The following is a 26,860-nucleotide window of genomic DNA, read 5'->3' on the forward strand; positions in this document are numbered from 1 at the left end:
TTCAACCAATCACTAAAACAATTGGTATCAACAAACTTGGCACACTATTGAGTTCTCAAACAACAGACACATTCGAATATTCCCGAAACAATTCAATTCAATGAATTTCTATTTCGTATTTCTTCGCTGCGATGTTTCAATCTTATTTCATTCATTTTCACTTTGCAAATCCGGTTGTTTTCCCGGAATTCACTCTGCGGAACGAATCCGCCCATCATAAACCGGAGCAATTTCTTCCGTCAGTGCTTCTGCACATCGTGAAGTTGCTTCACTTTTTGGTGGGGGTTGGTCGCTATTTTTCCGCTTCAGCGGCGGCGACTCAGAAAACATTACACGCTCCCCCGCGGCCGTGCAAATCGGCTGCGGAGGAGCGTGCAGGGGGTCTTCGCGGGGCGGGTGATAAGCCTAGGGAACCAGGACTTCCACGGTAGCGAGGTTCTTCTTTCCGCGGCGCAGGAGCAGGTATTGCCCATGCAGAAGTTCGGACTCCGAAATCACGGCTTCGGGGTCGGACACCTTCTCGTTGTTGACGTAGGCTCCGCCTTCACCAACCGTCCGCCTGGCGGCCGACTTGCTTTCGGAGAGGCCGGAGGCAACCAGCAGGTCCACGATTCCCATCGCATCCACCTGGACAGTTGCAGAGGGAAGCTCTGACGTTGCCGCCTGCAGCGTGGGCTTGTCCAAGGCTGTGAGGTCGCCGTTCCCGAAAAGCGCTGCGGAGGCCGCGATGACCTTCTCGGTGGCTTCCACTCCATGCACGAGGGACGTCACTTCATAGGCAAGCTTCCGCTGTCCCTCGCGGGCGAACGGGCGCTCAGCAACAGCCACGGCGATTTCTTCAATCTCGGCCCGGCTAAGGAAGGTAAAGACCTTCAGCCGGTTCACGACGTCGGCATCCGCAGTGTTGACCCAGAACTGGTAGAAGGCATAAGGGCTGCACATGCCGGCGTCCAGCCAGATGGCGTTGCCCTCGCTCTTGCCGAACTTGGTGCCGTCGGCGTTGGTGATCAACGGAGTTCCCAGGGCGTGGACGCTCTTGCCCTCCACCTTGCGGATCAGCTCGGTTCCGCTGGTGAGGTTGCCCCACTGGTCCGAGCCGCCGGTCTGCAGCACGCAGCCATAATCCCGGTACAGCTGGAGGTAATCCATCCCCTGCAGGATCTGGTAGCTGAACTCCGTGTAGCTGATGCCCTCATCCGAGTGCAGCCGGGAGGCCACGGCGTCCTTGCGCAGCATGGTGCCCACGCGGAAGTGCTTTCCCACGTCACGCAGGAAGTCAATGGCGCTCAGCGGCGCGGTCCAGTCCAGGTTGTTGACCATCCGGGCTGCGTTGTCACCCTCGAAGCTGAGGAACCGGCGGACCTGCGCCTGGAGGTAGCCCACCCACTCGGCGACGGTGTCCTTGGTGTTCAGGGTGCGTTCGGCCGTGGGACGGGGATCGCCGATCATGCCGGTGGAACCGCCCACGAGCCCGAGGGGCTTGTGGCCGGCCAACTGCAGCCGGCGCATGAGCAGGAGCTGGACGAGGTTGCCCAGGTGCAGGCTCGGCGCGGTGGGATCGAAGCCGCAATAGTACGTCACCGGGGCGCCGGCGAGCAGTTTTTCGAGTTCTGCTTCGTCGGTGGAGACGTGGACCAGGCCACGCCATTTCAGCTCCTGCCAGACATTGGCAAAAGTGGCGTCGTTCTGCTGCGATTCGAGGCTGTTGAGTTCTGGCACGCCTTCTAAGTTAGCAGTATTGCGGCAGGCAGGATCAGCGCTTGATCCCGGCCGGCACAGGTTCCGAAGCAATAAGCCGCAGCCGCTGGGTGGCGCGGGTCATCGCGACGTACAGGTCCCCCACCTTGCCGTGCTCATGGTTCAGCATCATGGACGGCTCCAGCACCACGACGCCGTCGAACTCCAGCCCCTTGGCTTCCCGGGGGCTGATCACCACGATGTCCTGCTCATAGCTGCCTGCACCCGTGCCCACGCGGCGCCCGTAGGCGGCGCGCAGGGCCGCAGTGGCTTCCGGCAAAAAGGCGCCGTCCGCGATGACGGCGAGGAGTCCGCCGTCGAGCGCGTCCAGTTCCTCGGGCAGGACCTCAACCAGGCGGCTGACCACCTGGCCCGGATCCACCTCGTCGATGACGGGCGACCAGCGTCCTTCGCGGACAGCCTTGGGCGCCGAGACCACCAGTCCGGCTGCGTTGGCCATCCGGACCGCGGCTTCGGCGATCTGGGAGGGGGTCCGGTAGTTGACCGTCAGCTCCTCCAACTGCCAGCGCTCACCGAACATCGGAGCAAGCGCACCCTGCCACGAATTCGCGCCGGCCACCGAACTCGTCTGCGCGATGTCCCCGACGATCGTGAAGGACTTCAGGGGGCACCGGCGGACCAGCAGGCGCCACTGCATGGGCGATAGCTCCTGCGCCTCGTCCACCACGATGTGGCCGAAGGCCCAGGTGCGGTCGCTGGTGGCGCGCTCGGCAGCGGTCTGCCTTGTTTCCTGCTCCTGGTTCTGCTCGGCCAGTTCCTCGGCCGACATCAGCGGGTCCACGCCCGCCGCCTCCATGTTGACCAGCGTCTGCTTCGCGTTCGCAAGGTCGCGGGCGCGGTCGTGTTCCTGCTGGGCCAGGCCACGCCCCGCCGCCGGATCAAGCTCGCCGAGCAGCTCCGCTGCCTCATCCAGGAGGGGTACGTCGGATTCCGTCCAGGGCGCGTCCGCGGAGCGCAGCAGCAGGGCGCGCTCCGCCGGGGCGAGCTTGGGCGTGCAGGCTTCCAGGATGGCAGGCTTACTGAAGAGCTCGGAGATCAGCTTTTCCGGCGTCATGGGCATCCAGCAAAGGTTGAGGGCGATCCGCACGTCACGGGCGCTGCGCACATCCTCGGCAAGGTAGGAGCGGTCGGCGTTGTTGCCGATGTTTCCGGCTTCCACGAGCTCCGTCATCTGTTCGGTCAGTTCCCGGAGCAGGATCTTGACGAACGTCACGCGTGCCTCGTTGTGGGGCTTGCCGGTGGAGCGTGCCCGTTCCCTTGCCCGGCGCACCTGGCGCTGGGTCAGCACGAGTTTCCGGCCGTCGACTTCAAGGATGCGGTCCTCGGCGGGCATTCGCTGCCGGTTGGCCACGGCATTGGCCACCACGCCGGCCATGTCCAGCCGGCCCTTGATGGCGGCAACCGCGGCGTCCGGCTCGGGGACAGCGTGGATTCCGGGCATGAGGCGGCCGACGCTGGCCATGACCACGCCGGTCTCACCGAGGGATGGCAGCACCCGTTCGATGTACTTCATGAACGACGACGACGGGCCCACCAGCAGGACGCCGGCGGTCTTGAGGCGGTCGCGGTGGGTGTAGAGCAGGTAGGCGGCGCGGTGCAGGGCAACAGCGGTCTTGCCGGTACCGGGACCGCCCTGCACCACGAGCGCGCCGGAAATCGACGAACGGATGATCCGGTCCTGCTCGGATTGGATGGTGCTGACGATGTCCGACATCCGGCCGGTCCGCTTGGAGTTCAGCGCGGCGAGCAGGGCGCCTTCGCCCTGCAGCGACTCGTTGTCCGCAAGCATGTCCGCGTCAAGGACGTCGTCCTCGATGGCCTTGACCTCACGGCCCTGCAGGATGAGGTGCCGGCGGCGGCGGACGCCCTGCCGGTCAAACGCAGTGGCCTGGTAGAAATGGCCGGCCTCGGGCGCGCGCCAGTCCACCATGAGCCGTTGCAGGTCCTCGGTGGTGAGGCCAATGCGGCCAATGTACTGCGCTTCGCCTGAGTCCAGGTCCAGGCGGCCGAAGACCAGGCGGTCGTCTACGGCATCCAGCTGCGCCAGGCGGTCCTCATACAGTGCAGCGAACGCGTCACGTTCCGAAACGTTCTGCATGGTGCCCACGGCCCCGGCCCGGCGGACCTGGGCCAGTTGGCGGCGCTTTTCCTCGCGCAGCTCTTCCAGCCGCGCATACAGGCCGGCAACATAGTCCCGTTCGTGGGCCAAATCGGCGTCGAGCATTTAACGTTCCCCTATCGCAAAAGACAGACCTACCATTCTACAACCATTTCCGTTAACGCCCGTGAAACCCGGCCGGATCCGGTTTTGCCCTCCTGGGCTTGGCGGCCTTGTACTGGGAGACGGTGGGGTCGCCGGTGATCCAGAAGCGCCAGGAGTACTGGTCCGTTCCACCTGCACCGGACACTCCCACGCGAGGGCCTGAACTCACCGGCTGGCCGGGGCGGGGCGGAAGCACCAGCCCGAAAGGCGGCGCCAGTGCATCGCGGCCGCTGTCCGCCGTCGTCATCCCCATGGCTTTGGCCAGCCGCGCGGGACCCCTTGCCAGGTCGGCAGGATCCTTGGACGTGGGGCGCCGGCGCCGGGCAAGGTCCACGCCGTCCACGATCTCCCCGGCCCGCAGCAGGAGGGCGGAAGCCGTTCCTTCCGGTCCGCACACAAGGTTGGTGCAGTGATGCATCCCGTAGGTGAAGTAGACATACAGGTGCCCCGCCGGACCAAACATGGGTGCGTTGCGAGGCGTGGGGCCCCGGTAGGTGTGCGAGCCGGGGTCCGGGTGGAGCGAATCCTCGGGCCCGAGGTAGGCCTCCACTTCGGTGAGCCGGACGGACACCACGCCTTCCCGGGACTCGTGCGTCAGCACCGCCCCCAGCAGCAGGGGCGCCAACTGGCGGGCATCTCCGGAAAGGAAATCCCGCAGCGATGTGCCGGCCAGCGGATTTCTGCTCATGGCCAGACTCTATCCAAAGCCGGCGGCCCATACGGATCATTTTTGGTACGGGCAGGGGAAACGGCCCTGTCCGATTTCCGCTAGCCCGGACCCAGTGCGGCTGGCAGGATGGAGGAATGGACTTCTGGCAGCGCTACCGGGCAATCGATGCCAGGGACACCCGGTTCGACGGGCAGTTCTACACTGCCGTCCGGACCACGGGCATTTACTGCCGCCCGTCATGCCCGGCCCGGACACCGAAGCCGGCCAACGTTACGTTCTACGAGACCTCCGCAGCGGCCCACGACGCCGGCTACCGGGCCTGCAAGCGCTGCCTTCCGGAGGCTGTTCCAGGGACACCGGCCTGGAACGTTCGCCAGGATGTTGCCGGGCGCGCCATGCGGCTCATCAACGACGGCGTGATCAACAGGGACGGCGTGGAGGGCCTGGCAGCCCGCCTGGGCTATTCGTCCCGCCAGCTCAACCGCATCCTCAGCCAGGAACTGGGGGCGGGGCCGCTGTCGCTGGCCCGGGCCGGGCGGGCGCAAACCGCCCGCACCCTGCTGGTGTCCACTTCCATGAAGCTAGCGGACATCGCCTTCGCGGCCGGCTTCAGCAGCGTCCGCCAGTTCAACGACACCATGCTGGAGGTCTTCGACATGACCCCCACTGCCCTGCGCGCGGCGCGGCATCCGAAGGCCCCCGCCGACTCCACCGCCATCACCCTCCGCCTCCCCTACCGGGAACCCTTCGACCCCGGGATTTTTACGTTCCTTGCCGTTCGCGCCCTCCCCGGAATCGAAACCGGCACCGCGGCGTCCTACGCCCGCACGCTGCGGCTTCCGCACGGGGACGCGAGGTTCCGGGTGGATTACGACGACGGCGCTCCCGGGCGGCCGCTGACCCTCACCATCGGCGCGGTGGACCTCCGCGACCTGCCGGCCCTGCTGAGCCGCGTCCGGAGGCTGTTCGACCTGGACGCGGATCCGGTTGCCATCGACAGCGCGCTGGCCGGGGACGGCCGGCTGGCGGCCGCGGTGGCAGGCGCCCCGGGGATCAGGATGCCCGGAGCGATGGATCCCGCGGAAATGCTGGTCCGCGCGATGATCGGGCAGCAGGTCACCGTAGCTGCGGCGCGGACCGCACTCACTCAGCTGGCCGCCGTCGGACGCCCCAGCCAAAGCCCCGGCGACGGGCTTGACCGCATGTTCCCCACCGCAGCGGAAATCGCCGCGGACGGCCACGCCCTCCTGCGCGGGCCCCGGAAGCGAACCGAGGCACTCCGGGCAGCCGCTTCCGCGTTGGCGGAAGGTAGGCTCGATTTCGGCTACGGCGACGACCTGGCCAGCCTTGGCGCGAAGCTGCTGCCGCTGGCGGGGGTTGGACCATGGACGGTGGGCTACCTCGCCATGCGGGTGCTCGGCGCCCCGGACATATTCCTTGCCAACGATGCGGCGGTGCGGAACGGAATCAAGGCGCTGAGCGGTGTGGCGGATGCGGAACCCGATTTCCACGGTGCTGCGGCCCCAAGCGCTGGCTTCCATGACGTCAGCCCGTGGCGCTCCTATGCCACCATGCACCTGTGGCGGGCGGCGGCGCGCCCTGCCGCAGCAGGCACCGGCACAACAGGCACCAGCACAACAGGCACCGGCACAACAGAGAAGGCGAACCGATGAAGGCCCAGTTGCTCCAGATGTCCACCCCGGACGGACCGTTCACCATCCTTGCCCGGGACGGCGTGGTCCTTTCCAGCGGCTGGACCGGCAATCCCGGCGACCTGACCGGCCAGGTCCACCCTTCCCTGCGGCCGGCCTCGATTGAGCTGGTCACCAGCCTAGGGGAAATCTCGGCTGCCGTGGAGGCGTTTTATGCGGGCGATCCGGCGCCGGCCATGCGGGTGCCCGTGCGGCAGAAGTCCGGGCCGTTCCGTGCCCACGCGTGGGATGTGCTCCGGCTGGTGCAGCCTGGTTCCCCGGTAACGTACACCGAGTACGCCGGGCTGGCCGGCAACCCCAAAGCTGTCCGGGCGGCCGCCAGCGCCTGTGCCTTCAATGCGGCTGCCCTGTTTGTGCCCTGCCACCGCGTGATCCGCACGGACGGTTCACTGGGCGGCTTCCGGTGGGGACTGCCCATCAAACAGAGCCTGCTGGCGCGCGAAGCCGCCTGAATCACTTGGGCGCGGGCGTTCCCGCCGGCCATGGCAGCAGCGTCGGCAGGTCCACGCCGTCGGCCGCTGCAGAAGCGCGCAGGCTCCCCAACGTGGGTTCGCGGCCGGCCAGCCACGCGGCGATATCAGTGACCATGCCGCTGACCACGGTGGACCGGTTGCCGCTGCCGACAGTCACGGGCGGCAGGCCAAGCGGCTGCAGCACCAGTTTCTCCCCTGGCGGGACGCGGGCTGCGAGGAAATCGAACAGGTGCTCGCAAAACGGCCGGCTCCAGGTTTCCGGTCTCCTGCCGGTCAGGAGGTCGGAGTCATGGATGACGAGCTCGCGCCACAGGGCCAGGCCTCCGTCCAGGACCACTCCACCCCGATAGGAGATGGGCGCCCACCAGCCGGTGCGGTTGGCCGACGAGTCCTTGATGCCCGGCAGCGCATCGAACGCGCGCAGGACCCGCTCCAGGGCCTCGGCCAGGTCCGCCCTGTGGGTGGCGGCGTCGTGGCCGGCCGCCATGCCGATCGCCCTGTTCCGGCCGTCCATGCCGCCGTCGTAGAGCTCGATGGTTTCCCCCCGGGCGGCGTACTCGAGCTGCCGGGCCATGGCGTTGGAGATCCCCGTGAGATGCGCAAGGACGTGTCCCCGCGTCCAGCCGGGCAGGGCGGAGGGAGCCTTCACGTCGTCGTCGGTGAGCTTGGCGGCGTCGGAGGTGACATCGTCGGCAGCTGCGTGAAGCCCGGTGAGCAGGAGGTCGGGTTCGGGAGCGGTCATGCCGCCCAGCCTAGTCCAGCCGTGCGCCGTCCGCGCCCAGGCGGTGGCGGATATGGGCGCCGTCGTGGCTGGCCTGCCAGAACTCGATCTCCTCCGGGCGGATGGCATAGAGCTGCCAGTCAGGGTTTTCGCTGCCGTCAGCACGCGGCCGTTCAGCCCAATCCCTGGACGAAGCTTCCGCGGATAATTCCGTCACCGGACCCAGCACACGGACCTGCCGGCCCAGCGATGGCCAGTAGAAGTTCAGGGCGGCGTAGGGGTTGGCGCCCAGTTCCCTGCCCTTGCGCGAGGTGCGGGACGTGGCGAAGTGCCAGCCGTCGTCGTCGATGTTCTTCAGGATCAGCATCCTCGACGACGGTTGCTGCCCACCGCCGGAACCGCGGCCAACGGTGGCCAGGCTGCAGGCATGGGGCTGGGGTTCCCCTGCCGCCAGGGCCTCGTCCAACCACTGCTTAAAGAGCAGGACCGGGTCCTGCGGCGACTTGTCAGGGTCGAAGCCGGGCAAGTCGGATGGAAAGTCGGGCAGGGTGCGAAGGAACTTCCGGAAGGTTTCGCTCATTGCGCCATGGTAGCGGTGAGTCCTCCGCGTGAACCCCCGACGCTCTCTCACTTGATGCTTGAAAATCGCCAAGGCTCTCTCACTTTCTTAGGGAAAGTGAGTGAGCCTTGGCAGAAACGGCGCGTTAAGTGAGAGAGCGTTCTAGCCGGCGTACTCCCGGACGCCGGCAAGTTCGGCTTCCAGCGCAGCGAGCTGGCGTTCGACGGCGGCCGGCGCCGTTCCGCCCTGCGAGTTGCGGCTGTTCAGGGAACCTTCCGTGGACAGGACCGTGCGGACCTCCGGCGTCAGGTGCTCCGAGATGGCCGCGTACTCTTCGTCCGTCAGGTCCCACAGCTCCACGCCGCGGGATTCCGCCTGCTTGACGGCCGCGCCCGAGAGTTCATGCGCCTCGCGGAACGGCACGCCCTGGCGGACCAGCCATTCGGCGATGTCCGTGGCCAGCGCGAAGCCCTGGGGTGCCAAGGACTCCATCCGTTCGGTGTTGAACTTCAGCGTCGCGATCATGCCGGAGACGGCCGGGAGCAGCAACTCCAGGGTGTCGGCGGCGTCGAACACCGGTTCCTTGTCCTCCTGCAGGTCACGGTTGTACGCCAGCGGCAGGCCCTTGAGCGTGGCCAGCAGCCCGGTGAGGTTGCCGATCAGCCGGCCTGCCTTGCCGCGGGCCAGCTCCGCCACATCCGGATTTTTCTTCTGGGGCATGATCGAGGAACCGGTGGAGTAGGAATCGTGCAGGGTCACAAAGGAGAACTCCTTGGTGGCCCAGAAAATGACCTCCTCCGAAATCCTGGACAGGTCCACACCGATCATCGAGCACACCCAGGCAAACTCGGCGAAGACGTCGCGGGACGCGGTGCCGTCGATCGAGTTGTGCGTGGCGGAGAAGAAGCCCAGGTCCGCCGCCACGGCCTCCGGGTCCAGGCCTAGCGAGGAACCCGCCAGGGCACCCGACCCGTAGGGCGAAACGCCGGCGCGCTTGTCCCAGTCCTGGAGCCGCTGCACATCGCGCAGCAGCGCCCAGGCATGGGCCAGCAGGTGGTGGCTGAGCAGCACCGGCTGGGCGTGCTGCAGGTGGGTGCGGCCCGGCATGGCCACACCATGGTGGGCCTTGGCCTGTTCCACCAGCGCGTCCACTGTGGCCAGCACGCCCCGTGCGATGATCCTGGCGTGGTCACGCAGGAACATGCGGCCCAGCGTGGCCACCTGGTCATTGCGCGAGCGGCCGGCGCGGAGCTTGCCGCCCAGCTGGGTCCCGGCACGCTCAATGAGTCCGCGCTCCAGCGAGCCGTGCACGTCCTCGTCGGACTCCGCGGGCAGGTAGGCGCCGGACGCAATGTCCTCATCCAGCTGCGACAGGGCAGCCAGCATGCCGTCCAGTTCGGCAGCATCCAGCAGCCCGGCCTTGTGCAGGACGCGGGCGTGCGCCTTGGACCCGGCGATGTCGTAGCGGGCCAGCCGCCAGTCGAAATGCGTGGACTTGCTCAGTGCTGCCAGGGCGTCCGCGGGGCCGCCGGCGAACCGGCCGCCCCACAGAGCGCCTTCATTTGTTGCCGAGACCATTTACTTTCCCGCGACCCGGATGTCGCGGCCGGAGGCAACCTTGGCGGACATGCCCCACAGCTCGATGAAGCCGCGTGCCATGGACTGGTCGAAGGTGTCGCCGGTGTCGTAGGTGGCGAGGTTGAAGTCGTAAAGCGAGGTGTCGGAGCGGCGGCCGTTGACGATGGCCTGGCCGCCGTGCAGGGTCATCCGGATGTCGCCGGAGACGTACTTCTGGGTGTCCTCGATGAAGGCGTCCAGGGAGCGCTTCAGCGGGGAGAACCACTGGCCGTCGTAGACAAGTTCGGCCCAGCGCTGGCCAACGGTGGCCTTGAAGCGGGCCTGCTCGCGCTCGATGGTGATGTCCTCGAGGTGCTTGTGCGCGGTGATCAGCGCCATGGCGCCCGGGGCCTCGTAGATTTCACGGGACTTGATGCCCACCAGGCGGTCCTCGACGACGTCGATCCGGCCCACGCCCTGGGCGCCGGCGCGGCGGTTGAGTTCCTTGATGGCCTGCAGCGGGGTGACCTTGACGCCGTCAATCGCCACCGGCACGCCGGCTTCGAAGGAGATGGTGACTTCATCCGGTGCCGGCGGGAATTCCGGGGTGGCGGTGTAGTCGTAGATGTCCTTGGTGGGGGCGTTCCAGATGTCCTCGAGGTAGCCGGTTTCGACGGCGCGGCCCCAGACGTTCTGGTCGATCGAGTACGGGTTCTTCTTGGTGGTCTCGATGGGCAGGCCCTTTTCCTCGGCGAATGCGATGGCCTTGTCGCGGGTGAGGGCGAGGTCGCGGACCGGGGCGATGCACTTCAGGTCCGGGCCGAGGGTCTGGATGCCCACTTCAAAGCGGACCTGGTCGTTGCCCTTGCCGGTGCAGCCGTGGGCAACGGTGGTGGCGCCGAATTCACGGGCCGCCTTGACCAGGTGCTTGACGATCACCGGGCGGGAGATGGCGGAAACCAGGGGGTAGTGGCCCTGGTAGAGGGCGTTGGCCTTCAGCGTGGGGACGCAGTACTCGTTGGCGAACTCGTCGGAGGCGTCGGCCACGTAGGCTTCGACGGCGCCGCAGCCGAGGGCACGCTGGCGGATGGTCTCCAGGGACTCGCCGCCCTGTCCGACGTCGACCGCCACGGCGATGACCTCGGCGCCGGTGGCTTCGCCGATCCAGCCGATGGCTACTGAGGTGTCCAGGCCGCCTGAGTAGGCCAGCACGATGCGTTCAGTCACTTGGATGCTCCTTGGGATTGGGGGGGTTGTAGATGTTGTCTTCAAGCTTATTGCCCGGCTTCTTCAGCCAGTTGCAGGAACCTGGCGGCGAGGTCCTGGCCGCCCTGCGGATCCCGGGAAACCAGCAGCACGGTGTCATCCCCGGCGATGGTCCCCAGGATGGACGGCATCACCGAGTGGTCGATGGCCAGGGCCAGGAAGTTGGCGGCGCCCGGCGGAGTCCGGAGCACGGCGATGTTGGCTGAGGCCTCCGCGGTGACCAGCAGTTCGCTGCACAGCCGGGCCAGCCGGGCGTCGAGGATCTCCTGGCTCACGCCGCTCCGGGCGGCCCGCTCGCCGCCCTCGCCGGGGACCGCGTACACCAGCACGCCCTCCTTGCCGCGCACCCGGACCGCGCCGAGTTCCACCAGGTCCCGCGACAGCGTCGCCTGGGTGACCTGCACGCCGTCGTCCGCCAGCAGGGCTGCCAGCTCCGCCTGGGAGCGCACCGATTCACCCGTCAGGATGGCCGCGATCCGGGCCTGGCGGGCCGTCTTAGTGGCCGGGCTGGAGCCCGGCGACGCCGGTTGGGCAGACACTAGAACGTGCTCTCCCCGGTGCCTTCAACCGGAGCGAGGCCGTCCACGAACGCCAGGCCGGAGCGGTGCATCAGCCACGCCATCAGGGCCTTCTGGGCGTGCAGCCTGTTTTCGGCCTCGTCCCAGACGATGGACTGCGGCCCGTCGATGACGCCGGCAGAGATTTCGTAACCGCGGTACGCGGGGAGGCAGTGAAGCACGACGGCGTCTTCCGCCGCATGTGCCATGGCCGCCTCATCGACGGAGTACTCCCGGAACAGCTGGAGCCGGGCTTCCTTTTCGGCTTCCTGGCCCATGGACACCCACGTGTCCGTTGCCACGACGTCGGCCCCTTTCAAGGCCTCCGCCGCGTCAGTCGTGACCAGCACCGAACCGCCGGTCTCCGCGGCGCGTTCCTCCGCGGCTGCCACGATGTCCGCCGCGGGGAGGTAGCCCTCGGGCCCGGCAATCCGGACATGCATCCCGGCCGTCACCCCGGCCAGCAGGTAGGAGTTCGACATGTTGTTGGCGGCATCCCCGAGGTAGCTCATGGTGAGCCCCTTGAGTTCGCCCTTGTGCTCCTTCACGGCCAGCAGGTCCGCGAGCAGCTGGCACGGGTGGTAGTCATCGCACAGGGCGTTGATGACCGGCACCCTGGAGTTTTCGGCCATGGCCACCAGGCCGGCGTGGGCGCCGGTCCGCCACACAATGGTGGACACCATGCGTTCCAGGACCTTGGCGGTGTCCTCCACGGATTCCTTGTGGCCGATCTGCGCCTCGCCCGGGTTGATGATCAGCGCGTTGCCGCCCATGTCCGCGATGCCGGTGGCGAACGACACCCGGGTCCGGGTGGAGGTTTTGTCGAAGATCACGGCGACGGTCTTGCGGCCGCTGCCCTCGGCAGCGAACGGCTGGACGCTGTACGGGGCGGCCTTCATGCGCATGGCGAGGTCCAGGACCTCTGCCTGCTCGGCAGGGCTGAGGTCCGTGTCCTTGAGGAAGTGCCGGGTGGTGCCGGTGGCTGGTGTCACTGGGCGTCCTTAGCTGCTTGGAGGATGGCCGGGAAGGCGGCCAGGAAAGTGTCTGCCTGCGCTGCCGTGAGGACCAGCGGCGGCGCAAGGCGGATGGTCCGCGGACCCGGGCTGTTGACGATGAAGCCGGCGTCCAGGCCGGCCTGCACCACGGCCGGGGCCACGTCCGCGTCGAGGTCGAAGCCGATCAGCAGGCCTTCGCCCCGGACTTCGGTGACGCCCGGGATGGCCGCCAGCCCCGAACGCAGGTGCTCCCCTACCGAAGCCACGTTCGCCAGAATATCCTGGCTTTCGATCGCGTGGAGCGTGGCGAGGGCAGCTGCCGTGGCCACCGGGTTGCCGCCGAACGTGGTGCCGTGCTGGCCGGCGGACAGCAACGACGACGTATGGCTGCCGAAGGTGACCAGCGCACCGATCGGGAAGCCCCCGCCCAGTCCCTTGGCCAGGGTGACGGCGTCGGGCATGATGCCGGCGTCCTCGCTGGCAAGCCACTTGCCGGTGCGGCCAATGCCGGTCTGCACCTCGTCCAGGATCAGCAGCGTCCCTACCCTGGCAGTCAGCTCCCGCGCGGCCCGAAGGTACCCGGGCGGCAGGGGCCGGACGCCCGCCTCGCCCTGGATGGGCTCCAGGAAGACGGCGGCCACCGTTTCATCCACGGCAGCCTTGAGCGCCTCGGCGTTCCCGAACGGGATGTGCACCACGCCGCCGGGCAGCGGCTCGAACGGCTCGCGGTAGGCCTCCTTGGCGGTCAGGGCAAGCGCCCCCATGGTCCGGCCGTGGAAGGCGCCTTCGAGGGCGATGATCTTGGTCCGTTTGGCGCCGCTGCCACCCGTATTGCGGCGCGCCAGCTTGAAGGCCGCCTCGTTCGCCTCCGTGCCGGAGTTGGTGAAGAACACCTTGGAGCCGGCCGGCGCCTGGGTGAGGGCCAGGAGTTTTTCGGCCAGGGCGATCTGCGTGGGGCTGGTGAAGAAGTTGGAGACATGCCCGAGCGTGGCCAGCTGGCTGGAGATCACGGACGTGACGAACGGGTTCGCGTGGCCCAGGGCGTTGACCGCAATCCCGCCAAGGAGGTCGAGGTATTCCTTGCCGTCGGCATCCCAGACCAGGCAGCCGGCGCCGCGCACCAGCACACGCTGCGGGGTGCCGAACACGCCCATCAGGGAGGTGGAGTAGCGTTCCAGCCACTCGGCTCCGGCGTGGCCCGTGGTCTCCACGAGTTCTGTCACGGATGGCTTTTCCACCGAGTTCATGCGTTGATCTCCTCGTCCGGGACTACCTGGGTGCCAATGCCCGCCGTCGTGAATGTTTCAAGAAGCATGGAATGGGGCAGGCGCCCGTCCACGATGTGCGCGCGTTCCACACCCTCGTCAATGGCCTTCAGGCATGCAGCCATCTTCGGGATCATGCCTGATTCGAGCCGCGGAAGCATGTCCCGCAGCTCCGAGGCCGTGAGGGAGGAAATGAGGGAGGACTTGTCCGGCCAGTTGGCGTACAGCCCTTCGACGTCGGTCAGGATCACCAGCTTGGAGGCGCCCAGCGCCGAGGCGACGGCCGCCGCGGCGGTGTCCGCGTTGACGTTGAGGACCTGGCCGGTGGGCTGGAAGCGGGCGGTGCCGGCCACGCCTTCTCCGCCGTCCACGATCTCCGGGGCGACTGTGGAGATCACCGGAATGCGGCCGGCGCCGAGGATGTCCTCGATGCCTGCGGGGTCGACGCCGACCACCTCGCCTACCAGCCCGAGGTCCACTTCTTCGCCGTCCACCACAGTGCCCGTCCGGACGGCGCGCAGCAGCCCTCCGTCTTCTCCGGACATGCCCACCGCGTAGGGGCCGTGCGAGTTGATCAGTCCCACCAGCTCACGCCCCACCTGGCCGGTGAGGACCATGCGGACAACGTCCATGGCCTCGGGCGTCGTGACCCGGAGGCCGCCCTTGAACTCAGACTCGATGCCGAGCCTGCCCAGCATCGAGTTGATCTGCGGACCGCCGCCGTGGACCACCACGGGGTGGATGCCCACGTGGTGGAGAAAGACGATGTCCTCGGCGAAGGCGCGGCGGAGATCGTCGTTGACCATGGCGTTGCCGCCGTACTTGATCACCATGGTGGTGCCGGCGAAGCGCTGGATCCAGGGCAGGGCCTCGATCAGGGTTGCTGCCTTGTCCTGGGCGTCGGACATGCTGGTGGTTTCACGCGTCTGGGTGTTCATGCTGTCACTTTCCGCAACGGTTTCTGCCGGGGACAGGCCCTAGCTGGAGTAGGCGCTGTTCTCGTGCACGTAGTCGTGGGTGAGGTCGTTGGTCCAGATGGTGGCCTCGGCGTCGCCGGCCTGCAGGTCAATGTCCACCCGCACTTCGCGTGGTTCCAGGTTCACGAGGCTCCGGTCGTCACCGATGCTGCCGTTCCGGCAGATCTGGACGCCGTTCATGGCCACGTTGAGCTGGTCAGGCTCGAATGCGGCGTCCGTGGTGCCGACCGCAGAGAGTACCCGGCCCCAGTTGGGGTCCTTGCCGAAGATGGCGGCCTTGAAGAGGTTGGAGCGGGCCACGGACCGGCTCACGGTTACGGCGTCGGCCTCGCTGGCGGCGTTGAAGGTCCGGATGGCGATGTCGTGGCTGGCGCCTTCGGCGTCCGCGATGAGCTTCCGGGCCAGTTCGGCGCAGACCTTGATCAGTCCTTCGCTGAACGCTTCGGCGGAAGGGACAGCACCGGAGGCGCCGGAGGCCAGCAGGACCACGGTGTCGTTGGTGGACATGCAGCCGTCCGAGTCTGCCCGGTCGAAGGTGACGCGTGTGGCATCGCGAAGGACGACGTCGAGCATGTCCGCATCCACCGCCGCGTCCGTGGTGAGCACCACCAGCATGGTGGCCAGGCCGGGAGCGAGCATGCCGGCACCCTTGGCAATACCGCCAATGCTGAATTCCTGGCCGTCGGCGTCGCTTCCGATGAACAGTGCAGATTTCGGCACCGAGTCGGTGGTCATGATGGCCACGCCCGCCTCGGGCCCGCCATCGTCGTTCAAGGCCGCAGCTGCTGCCTCCACGCCGGGAAGGATCTTGTCCATGGGCAGCTGCTCGCCGATCAGGCCGGTGGAGCATACAAACACATCCGTGGCCGAGATACCCAGCACCTCAGCCACCTTTTCGGCTGTGCTGTGGGTGTTCTGGAAGCCGGTGGGCCCGGTGCAGGCGTTGGCGCCGCCGGAGTTGAGGATGACTGCGTCCACCCGGCCGTCGGAAACCACCTGGCGGGACCAGTGGACCGGGGCCGCAGCCACCCGGTTGCTGGTGAAGACCGCGGCGGCGGCCTTGGCGGGGCCGTCGTTCACCACAAGGGCAAGGTCCGGCTTGCCGGAAGCCTTAAGTCCTGCGGTGATGCCGGCAGCCCGGAATCCGGAAGGTGCGGTAATGGTCATGGAGCTACTCCCTGCAGGTCGAGGCCGGCGGTTTCCGGCAGGCCAAGCGCGATGTTCATGGACTGGACGGCGCCGCCGGCCGTTCCTTTGGTGAGGTTGTCGATAACGCAGGTAACGATCACCCGCCCGGTGCGGGCGTCGAAAGCCAGCTGCATGGCCGCGTGGTTGGACCCCTGCACTGACTTGGTGCCGGGCCACTGGCCCTCCGGCAGGACGTGCACAAAGGGTTCGTCGTCGTACGCGTCGGTCCAGGCCTGGCGCAACTGTTCCGGCGTGGTACTGCTTAGTGCCTGCGGCTTTACCCTCGCCGTCGCCGTGGTGAGGATCCCGCGGCTCATCGGAGCCAGGGTGGGCGTGAAGGAGACGGTGACCTGCTCCCCCGCCGCATTGGACAGGCCCTGTTCAATCTCGGGGGTGTGCCGGTGGCCGCCGCCCACGCCGTAGGGACTCATGGAGCCCATCACTTCGGCACCGATCAGGTTCACTTTCGCTGCCTTCCCCGCACCGGAGGTACCGGACGCGGAAACGATCACGACGTCGTCGGGCTCCAGGAGATGCGCGGCGAACCCTGGCGTCAAGGCCAGCAGGGCCGACGTCGGGTAGCAGCCGGGCACGGCGATGCGGGTTGCGCCCTTCAGGGCCTCGCGCTGGCCGGGAAGTTCCGGCAGGCCGTACGGCCAGGTGCCCGCGTGGGCAGAGCCATAAAACTTCTCCCAGGCCGCGGGGTCCTCGAGGCGGTGGTCCGCCCCGGCGTCGATGACGATTGTCCCTTCCGGGAGCTGCGCCGCGATCTCCGCGGAGGCACCGTGCGGCAGGGCGAGGAATACAACGTCATGGCCGGCGAGGTTCTCCACGGTGGTGTCCTCGAGGATTCGGCTGGCCAGTCCGTGCAGGTGGGGCTGCAGCTCGCCGAGCCGGGAGCCGGCATTGCTGTGGGCCGTGATGGCCCCAATGGTGACATCCGGGTGTCCGGCGAGGAGGCGCAGGACTTCTCCACCGGCATAACCGCTGGCGCCTGACACTGCAACAGAAATAGTCATGGACTCCACCTTACAGCAAGAATATGCACTGGTCCCGATATTTATGCATCAGACCCTGGATGTTTGCCTCGGCACCGGGTTTCCCTTCGGTTTCCCTAGGATGGATCGTGCAGCCGGGGCTGGAAAGGCCAGGCCCGGGGAAGGAGAGCCATGACGCATGCAATCGTCGCACGGCAGGCAGGCGGCCCGGAAGTCCTCGAATACGCGGAGGTGGACCGGCCGGTCCCCGGCCCTGGCCAGTTGCTGCTCAAAGTGGGTGCGGTGGGAGTGAATTTCATCGACACCTACAAGCGCAGCGGCGCGTACAAGGTCCCGTACCCCTTCACGCCGGGTTCCGAAGCAGCGGGCACGGTTGCCGGACTGGGCGAAGGAGTGACGGGATTCGCCGAAGGAGACCGCGTGGCCACCGCCGAGGGCACCAGCTGCTACGCCGGCTATGCCGTGGTGGATGCAGACAAGGCCCTGCCAGTGCCCGAGGGACTCGACGACCTCACCGCCGCCGCCCTCCCGCTGCAGGGAATGACCGCCCACTTCCTGATCAACTCCACCTTCAAGGTGGAGCCGGGGCACACTGTACTGCTCCACGCTGGCGCGGGCGGTGTTGGCCTGCTGATGATCCAGCTGCTCAAAGCCAAGGGCGCCACCGTGGTCACCACGGTGTCCACGGATGAAAAGGAGCGGCTCGCCCTCGACGCCGGCGCGGACCATGTGCTGCGCTACAGCAGATTTACCGACGCCGTCAGGGACCTCACCGGCGGCAGGGGCGCCGACGTCGTGTACGACGGCGTGGGAAAGGACACCTTCGACGGCTCGCTGGCCGCCCTGCGCATCAGGGGGACACTGGTGCTTTTCGGCGCCGCCTCGGGTCCCGTTCCCCCGGTGGATCCGCAACGGCTCAACGCCGGCGGCTCGCTCTTCCTGACCCGGCCCACGATCGCGCACCACCTCCTGGACGCGGCGGAACGGCGCTGGCGCTCGGACGAAATCTTCGCCGCCGCCGCCGACGGCAGCCTGAAAGTGAGGGTGGGCGGAACCTATCCCCTGGCCGAGGCCGCCCAGGCGCACCGCGACCTTGAAGGGCGCCGCACCACCGGCAAGGTGGTCCTGGTTCCGTAGGTCGTCACTTGTCGGGGGGCGCACATTAAGGAAGCACCATGAACACATGTCGAACACCGGGTGGACGGCAGGCAGACCAGGACACTTCCCGTTCATCTTGCCCCGGCACACTGCACAGGTGACCGAGCAACAGAGCGGCAGCCGGGCAGCCGACGGCTATGCCGCGGACCCAGCCCCGGAACGGGCCCCTGACAAGATCCGGGAGCAGGCCCGCCACCAGCCGCAGCTGGCCGGCGCCGCTGCCGCTCCCCCGGCACGGACGCTGGTGGACATCCTGCTGGAGACCGCGGAACGGTTTCCCGATGCCTCAGCCCTCGACGACGGCCGCAGGTCCCTGAGCTACGCCCAGCTGCTGGCGGAAGTACGCTCCGCCGGGCGGGCGATGCACCACGCCGGACTGGGCGCAGGCGACAGGATCGGCGTGCGGATCCCCTCCGGCACCAACAGGCTGTACGTTTCCATCCTTGCCATCCTGCTCATCGGCGCCGCCTACGTCCCCGTCGACGCGGACGATCCCGAAGAGCGCGCCAGGCTCGTCTTCGCTGAAGCCGGGGTAGCCGCCGTGGTCACGGAAAAGGGCATCACCCTCAACGGCAGCAGGCCCACGCCCCACCCCGCGGCCCGGACCGCGGATGTGGACGACGACGCCTGGGTGATCTTCACGTCCGGCTCAACCGGAACGCCGAAGGGCGTTGCCGTACGGCACCGTTCTGCTGCCGCCTTCGTTGACGCCGAAGCCCGGCTCTTCCTCACGGCGGAGCCGATCGGAACGGCAGACCGGGTGCTGGCGGGGCTGTCGGTGGCGTTCGACGCGTCCTGCGAGGAAATGTGGCTTGCCTGGCGGCACGGTGCCTGCCTGGTCCCTGCCCCCCGCGCCCTGGTGCGAACAGGGATGGACCTGGGCCCCTGGCTCATCAGCCACGGGATCACCGTTGTGTCCACGGTCCCCACCCTGGCAGCCCTCTGGCCCGCCGAAGCGCTCGAGAACGTCCGGTTGCTGATCTTCGGCGGGGAGGCATGCCCGCCGGAACTGGCGGAGCGGCTGGCCGTTGACGGCAGGGAAGTGTGGAACACGTATGGCCCCACCGAGGCCACCGTGGTGGCCTGCGCTGCACCGCTGGGCGGGCCGGGTCCGGTGCGGATTGGCCGTCCGCTGGATGGCTGGGACCTGGCTGTGGTGGACGAGGGCGGGATTCCCGTCCCCGAGGGAGGCGTTGGCGAACTCATCATCGGCGGCGTAGGGCTTGCCCGCTACCTTGACGCGACCAAGGATGCCGAGAAGTACGCGTCGTTTCCCACGCTCGGCTGGGACCGCGCCTACCGCTCGGGCGACCTCGTCCGCTACGAAGCCGAGGGCCTCATCTTCATGGGCCGTGCCGATGAACAGGTCAAGCTGGGTGGCCGCAGGATCGAACTCGGCGAAGTCGACGCAGCCCTGCAGGCCCTGCCGGGCATCGCGGGCGCTGCTGCCGCCGTCCGGACGACGGCGGCGGGGAACCAGATCCTGGTGGGGTACCTTGCGCCGGCGGGACCTCCTGGGCCCGACCTGGCCGCCGCCCGCAAGCTCCTCGCTGACAGCCTTCCGGCTGCGCTGATTCCGCTGCTGGCCGTCGTCGACTCCCTGCCTACCAAGACCAGCGGCAAGGTGGACCGCCATGCCCTGCCCTGGCCGCTCACCGGCAGCGGAGCCGACGAAGCAGGCCAGGCCCCGCTGAACCTTCCCGATGACGCCCAGTGGATCGTCGAGCAGTGGGGCGCGGTCCTTGGCAGTAACGCAACCAGCCTCGACGCGGATTTCTTTGCGGCCGGGGGCGGGTCCCTTGCCGCCGCGCAGCTCGTCTCTGCGCTGCGCGTCCGCTACCCCACCATCACAGTGGCAGACATCTACGCGACGCCGCGCGTCGGGGCCCTGATCGATGTGGCCCGGCAGTCACTGCCGGACGGCACTCCCGCCGGCCCTGCCGAGGTCCGAACTGTCCGGCCCACGGCCCGGAAGTCGCAGGTTTTCCAGACGTTGATGGGCGTCCCGCTGCACATCCTCGTGGGCATGCGGTGGCTGACCTACCTGATGGCGGCCAATAACCTGCTGGCAGGACTGGCCGGCTTCACCGCCGCAGCCACGGTGTCCTGGTGGTGGGTGGGTGCGTCCTGGCTGGTGTTCGTCAGCCCTGCCGGTCGCATGCTCCTCTCCGTCGCAGCAGCCCGGATCCTGCTCCGGAACGTCAAGCCGGGCACCTATCCCAGATCGGGGAAAGTCCATCTCCGGCTCTGGCTGGCTGAGCAGATCCAGGACCTTGCGGGAGCGGTCAGCCTGGCGAGCGCACCCTGGGTGCCGTACTACGCCCGCGCCCTCGGCGCGAAGATCGGCAGCAACGTTAACCTGCACTCGCTGCCGCCGGTGACCGGGCTCCTGTCGCTGGGCACCGGAGCCAACGTGGAGCCCGAAGTCGACCTTTCGGGATGGTGGATCGACGGTGACAGCGTGCACATCGGAGCCATCCGGATCGGCGCAGGCGCCACCGTGGGGGCCCGGAGCACCCTGATGCCCGGCGCCAGCATCGGCGCCGGCGGCCAGGTGGAGCCCGGTTCGGCGGTCCTGGGCAAGGTCAAGGCGGGCCAGGTTGTGGCCGGCTCGCCGGCAGAACGCCGGGGCAAGGCGAAACAGAACTGGCCGGCCCAGCCGGACACCGGCGCCATGCTTGCCCGGCTCTGGTTTACCGCCTTCGCGGCCGCCAGCGCACTGCTGGCCATGATCCCCTACCTTTCCGCAGGCGCTGCCTGCCTGGTGGCCTTCCTGTTCATCAGGGGCCACAGCTCCCTGTCCGAGGCCTGGCTTCCCCTGCTGGCCTCCCTGCCCCTTGCCGCCCTGGCCTGGTTCAGCGCCAACCTGCTGCTGGTCCTGGGAACCACCCGACTGCTCGGGCTGGGCCTGCGTGAAGGCTACTACCGCGTGCGGAGCCGGATCGGCTGGCAGATCTGGGCTACCGAGCGTGTGCTGGACCTGGCCCGGGACCTCCTGTTTCCCGTCTACGCCAGCCTCTTCACGCCCGTCTGGCTTCGCCTGCTGGGAGCAAAAGTCGGCAAGAACGTCGAGGCCTCCACCGTGCTGCTGGTTCCCAAGATGACCACCGTGGGAGAGGGCGCGTTCCTGGCGGATGACACGATGGTGGCCTCCTACGAGCTTGGCGGCGGCTGGTTGCGGATCGCCCCGGCCAAGATCGGCAAGCGCTCCTTCCTGGGCAACTCGGGCATGACGGGAGCCGGCCGTAATGTTCCCAAGAACTCGCTGGTGGCCGTGCTGTCCGCGACGCCGTCCAAGGCCAAGTCCGGAACCTCCTGGCTGGGCAGCCCTCCTGTCCGGCTGCGGCGCACGGCCATCGCCTCGGACAGTTCGCTCACCTACCGGCCGCCTCCCAGGCTGAAGCTGGCACGTGCGTTGTGGGAGGCCTGCCGGTTCGTTCCCGTGGCGCTCACTGTGGGCCTTGCCGCGGGCGTGCTGCTGGCCCTGGACTGGCTCGCCGCATCCTTCAACTACGCGGCGGCGGCCCTGCTGGGAGGCATAGTGATGCTGCTGGCCGGTGCCGTGGCCGCGGCCAGTGCCGTGGTTGCCAAATGGCTGCTCATCGGCCGTATCAGGGCCGGGGAACACCCGCTGTGGAGCTCGTTCATCTGGCGGAACGAAGTGGTGGATACGTTCATAGAAATGGTCAGCGCGCCGTGGTTCGCCCGGGCCGCCACCGGCACGCCGGCCCTTGTGTGGTGGTTGCGGGGACTGGGCGCCAGGATCGGCCCCGGAACATGGTGCGAGAGCTACTGGCTGCCGGAAGCCGACCTTGTCACCCTGGGAGCGAACTCCACGGTCAACCGCGGCTGCGTGGTGCAAACGCACCTGTTCCACGACCGCATCATGAGCATCGGCCCTGTTACGCTCGAAGACGGCGCAACGATGGGACCGCACGGTGTCATCCTCCCGCAGGCGCGCATCGGCCACGGCGGAACGGTGGGACCGGCTTCCCTGGTCATGCGCGGGGAAACGGTTCCGGCCGGAACCTACTGGATGGGCAACCCCGTCAGTCCATGGGCCGGCCCCGGCGTTCCTGCACCCCGCCCGAAGTAAGTACCCGCCACGTTTGTGATTGAGGCCCGCGTCCATGAGTCTTCCTGAACCAGCAACCTCCGGACCTGCCGCCGGGACAGCCATCCCGGGAGTGCTGTCCGACCCCTACATGCCGGGCCACGGTAGCGACTCGTACCGCGTGTCCCGCTACGAAGTGGACCTCGACTACCGGATGGCCGCCAACCGGCTCAGCGGCCGTGCCGTCATTCACGCCACGGCGGCCCGGCAGGCGTCCGCCGTCGTCCTGGACCTGGCAGGCCTTCGCGCCGTTAAGGTGCAGCTGAACGGGCGGCGCGTGCGGAGGTTCTCGCAGCGCGCTGAACAACTGGTGGTCCAGCTCGACGCCGGCCTCGCCGTCGGCGAAACGTTCACCCTAGACGTCCGTTATGAGGGCAATCCTGCGCCGCGCCGCGGGCTGTGGGGCGAGGTGGGCTGGGAGGAACTGACCGACGGCGTGCTGGTGGCTGGCCAGCCCAACGGCGCACCGTCCTGGTTTCCGTGCAACGACCATCCGCGGAGCAAGGCAAGCTACCGGATCACGGTAACTACCGACGCCAATTACCGTGCCGTCTGCAACGGCCGGCTGGTAGGGCACAGCACCAGGGCCAGCCGGGAGACCTGGACCTACGAGCAGGAGGAGCCCATGGCCACCTACCTGGCCACGGCCCAGATCGGGCGGTATGAATCCCTGGTCCTTGACCCGGGTGACGCTCCGGGAGGCGTGCTCCAGACCGCGGCCGTCCCGCCCGCACTGGCAGGGGCTGCCCGCCAGGGGCTGCGCCTCCAGCCCGACATGATGCGCACCTTCGTCAGGTGCTTTGGGCCTTACCCATTTTCCGAGTACACGGTTGTGGTGGCCGACGATGTCCTGGAAATTCCGCTGGAAGCCCAGACCATGGCCATTCTGGGCCGCAACCACCTCAGCCTGGACTGGGATGCCCAGCGCCTGATCGCCCATGAACTCTCGCACCAGTGGTTCGGAAACTCCCTGACAGTCCGCGGGTGGCACGACATTTGGCTGCACGAGGGGTTTGCCTGCTACGCCGAATGGATCTGGTCCGAGGCGGCCGGAGTGATGACCGCCCAGGACAGGGCGGCCGCGGCCTGGCGCAGGCTTTCCGCCTCCGGGCAGGACCTGCTCATCGGCGACCCCGGACCGGCCCTGATGTTTGACGACCGTGTCTATAAGCGCGGGGCCTTGGCGCTGCACGCACTGCGCATGCATTGCGGGGACCTTGCGTTCTTCACCCTGTTGCAGGAATGGACCAGGACCCACCGCCACGGCTCAGTCTCAACGGCCGACTTCATCCTGATGGCGAACGGCGTAGCGGGCATCGACGCCGAAGCAGTGCTCCACCCCTGGCTCTTCGAGCTGGCGCTCCCGCCGTTGCCTGCCGCGCGAAGCCGGCGGGGTTAGCCCAAGGCGACGGCGGCGACCAGCGACGCCGGCAGCCCCGTAGCAGCAGACGGCAGGTCCTGTACTCCAGGTTCCTCCAGCGCGGCTACCGTGCGGGGATCCACCCGAAGCCCCTCGCCGGTCATTTTGAGCCAGGCCTCCTTCCGGCTCCAGAGCCGGGCACGTTCGCGCAGGAGCGCCTTTCCTTCCAGCCCCGCGAGGGTGAGCTCCTCCGAGCGGGACAACGCCACGGCGTCGAACCCCTCGAAGCCGAGCCGTTCCGGATTTTCGGCGTCCACCCCCAGCCGTTCTCCCCTGCCCGGCGACGTAACCGCCGCGAGCAGCACCCAGTTGCCGGTCCTGGCCATGCTCAGCAACAGGGGCAAGCGCCGGCCCCGGTGCATGAAGCCCGGCCGGCCGTGGGAGAGTCCGGGTCCGGAGCCGCATTGGGGACAGGAGTAGGAGGACCGCAGCTGCGATGCCGGCAGATCGAGCACGTCGCCCGCAAAACGGCGCAGTGCTGCCCTGCCGGCCAGGAAACGCTGCGCAGCAGCCGGCTCCAGGGCCGCGGCCCGCAGTTCCTCTGCAGGTTCAGGGACGAACCCTTTCGGGCCGTCCTGATGCGCCAGCGGGCAGCGGACATCAGTTGTGATATCCACTGCCCGCAGGGCCAGCCTGGCGTCCATGGGACCTGGGTACAGCCCGCCTAGCGCTGGACCGCGCCGAAACGCTCAGCGGCCAGGGCCACGGCGCTCTCGCGTGCGGCCGATGCCTCGTCCGCCGTCAGGGTGCGGTCGTCGGCACGGAAGCGGAGTCCGAAAGCCAGGGACTTCTTGCCTTCCTCGATCCCCTTGCCGGCGTACACGTCGAAGAGCGCAACGTCCTCCAGCAGTTCACCGGCACCCTCGCGGAGGGCGGCCAGTACGTCATCAGCCGGGATCCCGGCGGGAACCACCAGCGCCACGTCCTGGGTAGCCACCGGGAACGTGGAGATGTGCCGCGCCACGATGACATCAGGCGCGGCCTCGAACAGCGCGTCGGCGTTGAGCTCCAGCGCAACGGAGCGTGCAGGCATGTCGGAAGCCGCCAGCAGCTTGGGGTGCAGTTCTCCTGCATAGCCCACTACTTCGCCGGTGCGCAGGGACAACCGGGCGGCACGGCCCGGGTGGAACGCCTGGTGCGCACCCTGACTGACCACAATGTCCACGCCCAGGACGTCCCCGGCGAGGCGGGCGATGTCCACGGCGTCAGCCCAGTCCCACGGCCGCGGCGTGTGGCCTGCGGCCGCGGGCGAATCATGGCCCGTGAGGACTGCGGCGAGGTGGAACGGCTGGTCGGGAACGCCGTCGTACAGCGCGTCCAGCACCTCATCGGCAGGCTTGGCGCCGAGCGGCGGGATGGAGTCCGTGCCCATTACCTCTGCCGGCAGGAACACCAGGCCCGATTCGAAGAGTGCCAGGTCCCGGAATCCACGGGAGTGGTTCCGTTTTGCCACCTCAATCAGCCCGGGCAGGATGGAAGTGCGCAGGAAGCCCTGCTCCTCACTGATCGGGTTGGCCAGCTTGACCGCGGTCCGGACGGCCCCCTCTTCAGGCACGCCGAAGGTGTCATTGGACGCCTTGGACACGAAGGGGTAGGCCAGGACTTCGGTGAGGCCGGCATCAGCCAGCGCCTGGATAAGGCGGCGGCGCTGCTGCTGCACGCGCGTCAGGCCGCGGCCGGGAGGCGCCACAGGCAGCGTCGCGGGAATCTGGTCGTAACCCACCAGCCGGGCGATCTCCTCGGAGAGGTCCTCCTTGGTCTCCAGGTCGTGGCGCCAGCTGGGGGCCGTCACGGTCCAGCCGCCGTCGCTCTTCTCCACGGCCGCGCCCAGGTCCTCCAAGGAGGTGACAATCTGCTCCTCGGTGAAGTCGATGCCGATCCGTGCGGCCGCGAAGGCTGCCGGAAGTTCTATCGCCACGGAGTCAGGGGCGGTGCCGACGTCGGTTCCCGCCTCGTCTGCCGTGCCGCCTGCGAGTTCCACGAGGAGGTCTACCACCCGCTGGGCGGCGATGCCGGCCACCTGCCAGTCAACGCCGCGCTCGAAGCGCTTGGACGCTTCGGACGGCAGTTTGTGGCGACGGCGGGAACGGGAGATGGACACCTCATCGAAATGCGCCGCCTCCACCAGGATGTTCGTGGTGTCATCGGATACCTCGGTGTCGGCTCCGCCCATCACGCCGGCGATGCCGATGGCGCCGGAGTCATCGGTGATCAGCAGGTCCTCGGCATCGAGGGTGCGTACCTTGCCATCGAGGGTGGTGATCTTCTCACCGGCCGCGGCACGGCGCACCACAATGTCCCCGGACAGCTTGTCCAGGTCGTAGCAGTGCGTGGGCTGGCCGAGTTCCAGCATCACGTAGTTGGAGATGTCCACCGGCAGGGAGATGGAGCGGATGCCGGCCAGCCGGAGCCGGGACACCATCCACGGCGGGGTGGGCCTGGTGGCGTCGACGCCGCGGACGGTCCGTGCCACGAAGCGGTCGCAGCCGGCGTTCCCGTAGATGGGCGCGTCGTCGTTGAGCTTGACGCCATACCCGCCGGAGAGCTCCGCAGGAGCGTTGACGCGGGACGCGGGATCCGTGAAGGTGGTCCCCGTGGCGTGCGCGTATTCGCGGGCAACCCCGCGGATGGAGAAGGCGTAGCCGCGGTCCGGGGTGACATTGATTTCCGCGGCTTCGTCATAGAGGCCCAGCAGTTCCATTGCGTCGGTGCCCACCTCGGGGTCCAGCCCGATGCGGGACAGCACCAGGATGCCGTCGTGGTCCTCGCCGATGCCCAGTTCGCGGACGGAGGCGATCATGCCGGCGGAAAGGTGGCCGTAGGTCTTGCGCGCGGAGATGTGGAAATCGCCCGGCAGCACGGCGCCCGGCAACGTGACCACCACTTTGTCGCCCTCTACGAAGTTATGGGCGCCGCAGATGATGCCCTGCACGCCGGAGGGGTCGATGCCCTTGCCGGTGAGCGTCTGCTCCTGCCCCTCGGGGACAACGCGGACCTGGCACCAGTTGATGGTCTTGCCGTTGGTTTGCGGTTCCTTGACCAGGCTCAGGACCTGGCCCACCACGATCGGGCCCTTGAGGGTGTCCGTGGGACGGTGGACGTCCTCTTCCTCAAAGCCCACCTTGACCAGTTCGGCCATCACGTCTTCGGCCGTCGCTCCGGCCGGTACCTCCGCGAATTCACGCAGCCAGGAAATTGGGATACGCACT

Annotated in this window: 20 protein-coding genes; 5 read left to right on the forward strand and 15 right to left on the reverse strand. The window is 67.9% G+C overall.

Features of this window, described 5'->3' with window-relative positions; genetic code table 11:
* Positions 1–405 precede the first annotated feature (405 nt).
* From tyrS to GK109_RS02465, 3 genes are read right to left on the reverse strand one after another with little or no spacing between them, the layout of a single operon-like run.
* A complete protein-coding gene (gene tyrS, locus GK109_RS02455) occupies positions 406–1,719 on the reverse strand; it encodes a tyrosine--tRNA ligase (RefSeq protein WP_321215896.1) in 1,314 nt (437 codons plus the stop codon).
* Positions 1,720–1,753: 34 nt separating this feature from the next.
* Complete coding sequence (locus tag GK109_RS02460) at positions 1,754–3,982, reverse strand: AAA family ATPase (RefSeq protein WP_157238549.1); 2,229 nt, start codon at positions 3,980–3,982, stop codon at positions 1,754–1,756.
* Positions 3,983–4,034: 52 nt separating this feature from the next.
* Positions 4,035–4,709 (reverse strand): DNA-3-methyladenine glycosylase, encoded by a 675-nt coding sequence (locus GK109_RS02465; protein WP_157238550.1) that lies wholly within the window; start codon positions 4,707–4,709, stop codon positions 4,035–4,037.
* A gap of 116 nt (positions 4,710–4,825) precedes the next feature.
* Here GK109_RS02465 and GK109_RS02470 point away from each other — a divergent pair, with 116 nt between their 5' ends.
* Both GK109_RS02470 and GK109_RS02475 read left to right on the forward strand, forming a co-directional pair.
* A complete protein-coding gene (locus GK109_RS02470; protein WP_157238551.1) occupies positions 4,826–6,364 on the forward strand; it encodes an AlkA N-terminal domain-containing protein in 1,539 nt (512 codons plus the stop codon).
* Positions 6,361–6,855 (forward strand): methylated-DNA--[protein]-cysteine S-methyltransferase, encoded by a 495-nt coding sequence (locus GK109_RS02475; protein WP_157238552.1) that lies wholly within the window; start codon positions 6,361–6,363, stop codon positions 6,853–6,855. Before GK109_RS02470 ends, GK109_RS02475 begins: the two co-directional genes overlap by 4 nt.
* Position 6,856: 1 nt before the next feature.
* Here GK109_RS02475 and GK109_RS02480 read toward each other — a convergent pair whose 3' ends face one another.
* The 10 genes from GK109_RS02480 to argC all read right to left on the reverse strand — a co-directional run bounded on the left by GK109_RS02480 (position 6,857) and on the right by argC (position 16,980).
* Positions 6,857–7,618 carry a maleylpyruvate isomerase family mycothiol-dependent enzyme gene (locus GK109_RS02480; RefSeq protein ID WP_157238553.1) on the reverse strand — a complete coding sequence of 254 codons (762 nt, stop codon included), beginning with the start codon at positions 7,616–7,618 and terminating at the stop codon, positions 6,857–6,859.
* 10 nt (positions 7,619–7,628) lie between these two features.
* Complete coding sequence (locus GK109_RS02485) at positions 7,629–8,177, reverse strand: pyridoxal 5'-phosphate synthase (protein ID WP_157238554.1); 549 nt, start codon at positions 8,175–8,177, stop codon at positions 7,629–7,631.
* 141 nt (positions 8,178–8,318) lie between these two features.
* Positions 8,319–9,734, reverse strand: a complete 1,416-nt coding sequence (gene argH / locus GK109_RS02490; RefSeq protein ID WP_157238555.1) for an argininosuccinate lyase — start codon at positions 9,732–9,734, stop codon at positions 8,319–8,321.
* Complete coding sequence (locus GK109_RS02495; protein ID WP_009359388.1) at positions 9,735–10,940, reverse strand: argininosuccinate synthase; 1,206 nt, start codon at positions 10,938–10,940, stop codon at positions 9,735–9,737.
* 47 nt (positions 10,941–10,987) lie between these two features.
* Entirely contained in the window at positions 10,988–11,518 is a 531-nt protein-coding gene (locus tag GK109_RS02500; protein ID WP_323057579.1) for an arginine repressor, read from the reverse strand.
* Positions 11,518–12,528, reverse strand: coding sequence for an ornithine carbamoyltransferase (argF, locus tag GK109_RS02505; protein WP_370460346.1), 1,011 nt, complete (start codon positions 12,526–12,528; stop codon positions 11,518–11,520). The genes GK109_RS02500 and argF overlap by 1 nt, the downstream gene beginning before the upstream one ends.
* Positions 12,525–13,778 carry an acetylornithine transaminase gene (locus GK109_RS02510; protein WP_157238557.1) on the reverse strand — a complete coding sequence of 418 codons (1,254 nt, stop codon included), beginning with the start codon at positions 13,776–13,778 and terminating at the stop codon, positions 12,525–12,527. Before GK109_RS02510 ends, argF begins: the two co-directional genes overlap by 4 nt.
* Positions 13,775–14,734 carry an acetylglutamate kinase gene (argB, locus tag GK109_RS02515; RefSeq protein ID WP_104999686.1) on the reverse strand — a complete coding sequence of 320 codons (960 nt, stop codon included), beginning with the start codon at positions 14,732–14,734 and terminating at the stop codon, positions 13,775–13,777. The genes GK109_RS02510 and argB overlap by 4 nt, the downstream gene beginning before the upstream one ends.
* A 39-nt stretch (positions 14,735–14,773) precedes the next feature.
* Positions 14,774–15,940, reverse strand: coding sequence for a bifunctional glutamate N-acetyltransferase/amino-acid acetyltransferase ArgJ (gene argJ, locus GK109_RS02520; RefSeq protein WP_157238558.1), 1,167 nt, complete (start codon positions 15,938–15,940; stop codon positions 14,774–14,776).
* On the reverse strand, positions 15,937–16,980 hold the full coding sequence (argC, locus tag GK109_RS02525; protein WP_157238559.1) for an N-acetyl-gamma-glutamyl-phosphate reductase: 1,044 nt from the start codon (positions 16,978–16,980) through the stop codon (positions 15,937–15,939). Before argC ends, argJ begins: the two co-directional genes overlap by 4 nt.
* 150 nt (positions 16,981–17,130) lie before the next feature.
* Here argC and GK109_RS02530 point away from each other — a divergent pair, with 150 nt between their 5' ends.
* The 3 genes from GK109_RS02530 to GK109_RS02540 all read left to right on the forward strand — a co-directional run bounded on the left by GK109_RS02530 (position 17,131) and on the right by GK109_RS02540 (position 23,630).
* On the forward strand, positions 17,131–18,096 hold the full coding sequence (locus GK109_RS02530) for a quinone oxidoreductase (protein ID WP_157238560.1): 966 nt from the start codon (positions 17,131–17,133) through the stop codon (positions 18,094–18,096).
* A 196-nt stretch (positions 18,097–18,292) separates the two neighbouring features.
* Positions 18,293–22,213, forward strand: a complete 3,921-nt coding sequence (locus tag GK109_RS02535) for a Pls/PosA family non-ribosomal peptide synthetase (RefSeq protein WP_370460764.1) — start codon at positions 18,293–18,295, stop codon at positions 22,211–22,213.
* Between the two features lie 34 nt (positions 22,214–22,247).
* Entirely contained in the window at positions 22,248–23,630 is a 1,383-nt protein-coding gene (locus tag GK109_RS02540; RefSeq protein WP_157238562.1) for a M1 family metallopeptidase, read from the forward strand.
* Here GK109_RS02540 and GK109_RS02545 read toward each other — a convergent pair.
* Both GK109_RS02545 and pheT read right to left on the reverse strand, forming a co-directional pair.
* Complete coding sequence (locus tag GK109_RS02545; protein ID WP_157238563.1) at positions 23,627–24,295, reverse strand: 4'-phosphopantetheinyl transferase superfamily protein; 669 nt, start codon at positions 24,293–24,295, stop codon at positions 23,627–23,629. The genes GK109_RS02540 and GK109_RS02545 overlap by 4 nt on opposite strands.
* 20 nt (positions 24,296–24,315) lie before the next feature.
* The gene (gene pheT, locus GK109_RS02550; protein WP_370460349.1) at positions 24,316–26,859 is read right to left on the reverse strand and encodes a phenylalanine--tRNA ligase subunit beta; all 2,544 of its coding nucleotides are present in this window, start codon (positions 26,857–26,859) and stop codon (positions 24,316–24,318) included.
* Position 26,860: the final 1 nt, after the last annotated feature.

Origin of the sequence: Pseudarthrobacter sp. GA104 (assembly GCF_009741265.1) — a bacterium.
Lineage (GTDB): Bacteria > Actinomycetota > Actinomycetes > Actinomycetales > Micrococcaceae > Arthrobacter.

Coding starts and splice junctions, on each gene's coding strand:
- GK109_RS02475 (WP_157238552.1), top strand. CDS start 6,361: ATGAAGGCCCAGTTGCTCCAGATGTCCACCCCGGACGGACCGTTCACC.
- GK109_RS02545 (WP_157238563.1), bottom strand. CDS start 24,295: ATGGACGCCAGGCTGGCCCTGCGGGCAGTGGATATCACAACTGATGTC.
- GK109_RS02470 (WP_157238551.1), top strand. CDS start 4,826: ATGGACTTCTGGCAGCGCTACCGGGCAATCGATGCCAGGGACACCCGG.
- argH (WP_157238555.1), bottom strand. CDS start 9,734: ATGGTCTCGGCAACAAATGAAGGCGCTCTGTGGGGCGGCCGGTTCGCC.
- GK109_RS02540 (WP_157238562.1), top strand. CDS start 22,248: ATGAGTCTTCCTGAACCAGCAACCTCCGGACCTGCCGCCGGGACAGCC.
- argC (WP_157238559.1), bottom strand. CDS start 16,980: ATGACTATTTCTGTTGCAGTGTCAGGCGCCAGCGGTTATGCCGGTGGA.
- GK109_RS02530 (WP_157238560.1), top strand. CDS start 17,131: ATGACGCATGCAATCGTCGCACGGCAGGCAGGCGGCCCGGAAGTCCTC.
- argJ (WP_157238558.1), bottom strand. CDS start 15,940: ATGACCATTACCGCACCTTCCGGATTCCGGGCTGCCGGCATCACCGCA.
- GK109_RS02485 (WP_157238554.1), bottom strand. CDS start 8,177: ATGAGCGAAACCTTCCGGAAGTTCCTTCGCACCCTGCCCGACTTTCCA.
- GK109_RS02510 (WP_157238557.1), bottom strand. CDS start 13,778: ATGAACTCGGTGGAAAAGCCATCCGTGACAGAACTCGTGGAGACCACG.
- GK109_RS02465 (WP_157238550.1), bottom strand. CDS start 4,709: ATGAGCAGAAATCCGCTGGCCGGCACATCGCTGCGGGATTTCCTTTCC.
- GK109_RS02480 (WP_157238553.1), bottom strand. CDS start 7,618: ATGACCGCTCCCGAACCCGACCTCCTGCTCACCGGGCTTCACGCAGCT.
- GK109_RS02460 (WP_157238549.1), bottom strand. CDS start 3,982: ATGCTCGACGCCGATTTGGCCCACGAACGGGACTATGTTGCCGGCCTG.
- argB (WP_104999686.1), bottom strand. CDS start 14,734: ATGAACACCCAGACGCGTGAAACCACCAGCATGTCCGACGCCCAGGAC.